The organism is Actinomadura montaniterrae (assembly GCF_008923365.1).
GTDB lineage: Bacteria > Actinomycetota > Actinomycetes > Streptosporangiales > Streptosporangiaceae > Spirillospora > Spirillospora montaniterrae.
Genome location: NZ_WBMR01000419.1, coordinates 1 through 3,360 on the forward strand (window position 1 = coordinate 1; position 3,360 = coordinate 3,360).

Consider the following 3,360-nt stretch of genomic DNA (forward strand, 5'->3'; position numbering starts at 1 on the left):
TGAGGCGGCGCAGCGCCAGCTCCAGCAGCGCGGCGCGGGTGCGGGCCAGGTTGGAGGTGGACCCGGCGGGCAGCCCCGCGGCGCGGTCCACGGCGCGGTGGGTGAGGCCGCGCATGCCGGCGGCGGCGAGCACCGCGATGGCGGCGTCGGCGACCAGCTCGGCACGCGGGGACGTCATGGACCCCGATCCTACCCGTCCTCACTACAGGCGTAGTATCGCGACTACGGCTGTAGTGAGAAGGGGTGAGCGTCCATGGCGCACGCGATCGTGATCGGCGGCGGGATCGGCGGCCTCACCGCCGCCGCGGCCCTGCACGCCCACGGCTGGACGGTGAGGCTCCACGAACGCGCCGCGTCCCTGGAACCCGTCGGCTCCGGGCTGGCGATCGGCCCCAACGCCCTGCGCGCCCTGGACACCATCGGCGCCGGCGACCCCGTCCGCGCCCTCAACGCCTTCCAGGGCGAGGGCGGCGTCCGCCGCGCCGACGGGCGCTGGCTGTCGCGCACCTCCATCCAGACCGCCGCCGACCGCTACGGCGACCCGCTCGTGGTCACCCTGCGCGCCGTCCTCGTCGACCTGCTCGCCGACCGCCTGCCCGGCGGCGCCCTGCACCTGAACTCCACCGCCGCCCTCACCGACCCCGGCGGCGCCGCCACCCCCGCCACCGTCACCGTCACCACCGGCAGCGGCGCCGGGGAGGAGACCGCCGACCTCGTCGTCGCCGCCGACGGCATCCACTCCCCGACCCGCACGGCCCTGTTCCCCGGCCGCTCCCCCATCCGCTACACCGGCCTGACCGCCTGGCGCGCCGTCACCCGCGCCCCCGCCGGAGGCTTCACCCCCGCCGAGGCGTGGGGCCGCGGCACCGTCTTCGGCATCAACCCCCTCGCCGGCGGCCGCGCCTACCTGTACGCCACCGCCCCCGCACCCGAAGGCGCCCGCGCCCCCGGCGGCGACGAGCGCGCCGAGCTGCTGCGGCTGTTCGGCGACTGGTACGACCCCGTCCCCGCCCTGCTGGAGGCCGTGGACCCCGGCGCGGTGCTGCGCAACGACGTCCACCACATGCCCCGGCCGCTGCCGGCGTTCCACCGCGGACGGGTCGCGCTGCTGGGCGACGCGGCGCACCCCATGACCCCCAACCTCGGCCAGGGCGCCTGCCAGGCCATCGAGGACGCGGTCGTCCTGGCCCACCACGCCACCCAGGCCGCCACCGGCTCCCCCGGCCCGGGCGTGCCGGACGCGCTGGCCGCCTACACCGCCGCGCGGCGGCGCCGCACCACCCGGGTGATGCGGCGCTCCCGCCAGATCGGCCGGATGACGGCGCTGACGGGAGCGGTGCCGGTCTTCTTCCGCGACGCCGCCGTCCGTCTCGCCGGGCTGCTCGGCCCGACCGCGCTCGACCGGCAGGGCGACATGATCTTCCGGTGGCGACCGCCCGGCGAACCCGCCTGACCCGCGGCCGGGCCCGCCTCAGCGCCGGTGCGGGTGCGCGGTCAGGGCGCGCACCAGCACGATCCACTGGTCGGGGTGGGCGTCGGCGACCAGCGCGCCCGGCGCGATCCCCGCCGCCGCCAGCGCCGCGTCCACCCGCCGGCGCGGATACCGCTCGCACAGCGAGGCCCGCAGCGAACCGCCCTTCCCGGTGAACCCCAGGTCGACGCACCGCAGGTAGTCGCCCATCGCGGCCGGCGGCAGCAGCGGACGCGGCCGCCGCACCAGCCGCAGCACCGCGCCGTCCACCCGCGGCACCGGCCGGAACAGCCCCCGCGGCACCCGCCCGCCCATCTCCCAGCCGAACTCCGGCCAGGTCCGCACGGTCAGCCGCGACCAGCGCCCGTACCCGCCGGTCCGCTTGCGCGCGTACTCCAGCTGCGTGATCAGCGTCGCCGACGCCAGGCCCGGCGCCGCCAGCGCCCACCCGACGATCCGCGACGTCGCCGCGAACGGGATGTTGCCCGCCAGATGGAACGGGCCCGACGGCGGCCGGGCCGCCAGGAAGTCGCCGGTCACGCACCGCACGTTGCCCAGCCGCGCGCACCGGGCGCGCAGCCGCGCCGCCAGCCGCGGGTCGATCTCGTAGGCGACGACGCGCCCGGCGCGGGCGGCCAGAGCGGCGGTGACACGGCCGTCGCCCGCACCGGCCTCCACGATCAGCGCACCGGACGCGGGCACCGCGGCACGGGCGTAACGGGCGATCGCCGCGGAATCGGACAGGAAGTTCTGCGACAGCGCCCGCCGCGCGTTCGCGCGCGGGCCGCCGTGATGATGCTGGTTCAGGGTCGCCGTCCTCGGCTTCCGGCCCCGGAAGGGCCGGCCGGACGGGCACCACAGGCACCGCGGGCACGCGCGAAGCGGCGTCACCGCACGCGCGACCGCCCGGGAAAAGCCGGAGAAGAGGCGAATGCCGGGCCCGTCCGAGATGGTCATGGACGCTCGAAGGCCCTGGACCGCGGGTGGGGACACCGGCACCGGCGCGCGGCCGCACAGGCCGCCGCACCGGCGCGAAGAAACAGGCGGGGACCTGTGGGACGGCCCCGCCCGGGGAAGGTCAGGCGCGGACGCGCGCCACCGGCCGGTCCAGGACGGGACGGGCCTCGCGCAGCCGGACAGAGGCGGCGTGGCCGGTCCCCAGGACCGCGCACTCGATGAAACAGGCCATGACCGCGATCGTAGGAGACCACCGCCCCCGGCCCCAACGCATTTTCCCGCCCCCGGGCAGGGCATGCGCGGCGGCGGCCTCGTAGGCTGGGCCACCCCTACCGTCCGCCGCGCCGTCAGGGAGAGCCATGGGCCGCGACCCGGACTACCTGGAGTTCCTGCGCCGCCGCCTCACCGAAACGCCCGCCGAGCCCCGGCCCGGCCCGCCCGCCCCTGCGGGCGACGGCAGCGACCCCGCCGCCACCGGCAGCGCCACCGTCACTGGCAGCGACACAGCCGCCGCGATCCGGGACGCGCGCCGCGAGCATGCCGCCGACCTCGCCCGCTCCCCGCGCCCGCCCGTCGCCACCGTCCGCGACGTCACCGTCGACGGCCCCGCCGGACCGCTGCCCGCCCGCCTCTACCACCCCGGCGGCGACCGCCCCGCACCCGCGATGGTGTACTTCCACGGCGGCGGCTGGGTCCTCGGCGACGTCGACTCCTACGACCCCGTCGTGCGGGCCCTCGCCGTCGCCAGCAGCGTCGCCTGGCTGTCGGTCGGCTACCGCCGCCCGCCCGAACACCCCTTCCCCGCCCCGCTCGACGACGCCGTCGCCGCCGTCCGCTGGACCACCGCCCACACCGGCCCCCTCGGCCTGGACCCGGCCCGCGTCGGCGTCGCCGGCGACAGCGCCGGCGGGCAGCTCGCCGCCGCCGCGGCC

Annotated in this window: 3 protein-coding genes; 2 read left to right on the plus strand and 1 reads right to left on the minus strand. The window is 78.3% G+C overall.

The window, feature by feature from the left end:
- Positions 1-253 precede the first annotated feature (253 nt).
- Positions 254-1,453 carry an FAD-dependent monooxygenase gene (locus tag F9B16_RS49780; RefSeq protein ID WP_151547250.1) on the plus strand — a complete coding sequence of 400 codons (1,200 nt, stop codon included), beginning with the start codon at positions 254-256 and terminating at the stop codon, positions 1,451-1,453.
- Between the two features lie 18 nt (positions 1,454-1,471).
- Here F9B16_RS49780 and erm read toward each other — a convergent pair whose 3' ends face one another.
- Positions 1,472-2,428 carry an ErmE/ErmH/ErmO/ErmR family 23S rRNA (adenine(2058)-N(6))-methyltransferase gene (gene erm, locus F9B16_RS49785; RefSeq protein WP_151547251.1) on the minus strand — a complete coding sequence of 319 codons (957 nt, stop codon included), beginning with the start codon at positions 2,426-2,428 and terminating at the stop codon, positions 1,472-1,474.
- 359 nt (positions 2,429-2,787) lie between these two features.
- On the opposite strand from erm, the gene F9B16_RS49790 reads away from it, so the two are divergent.
- Positions 2,788-3,360, plus strand: a 573-nt coding sequence (locus tag F9B16_RS49790) for an alpha/beta hydrolase (protein ID WP_151547252.1), incomplete at its 3' end; no start/stop codon positions are given.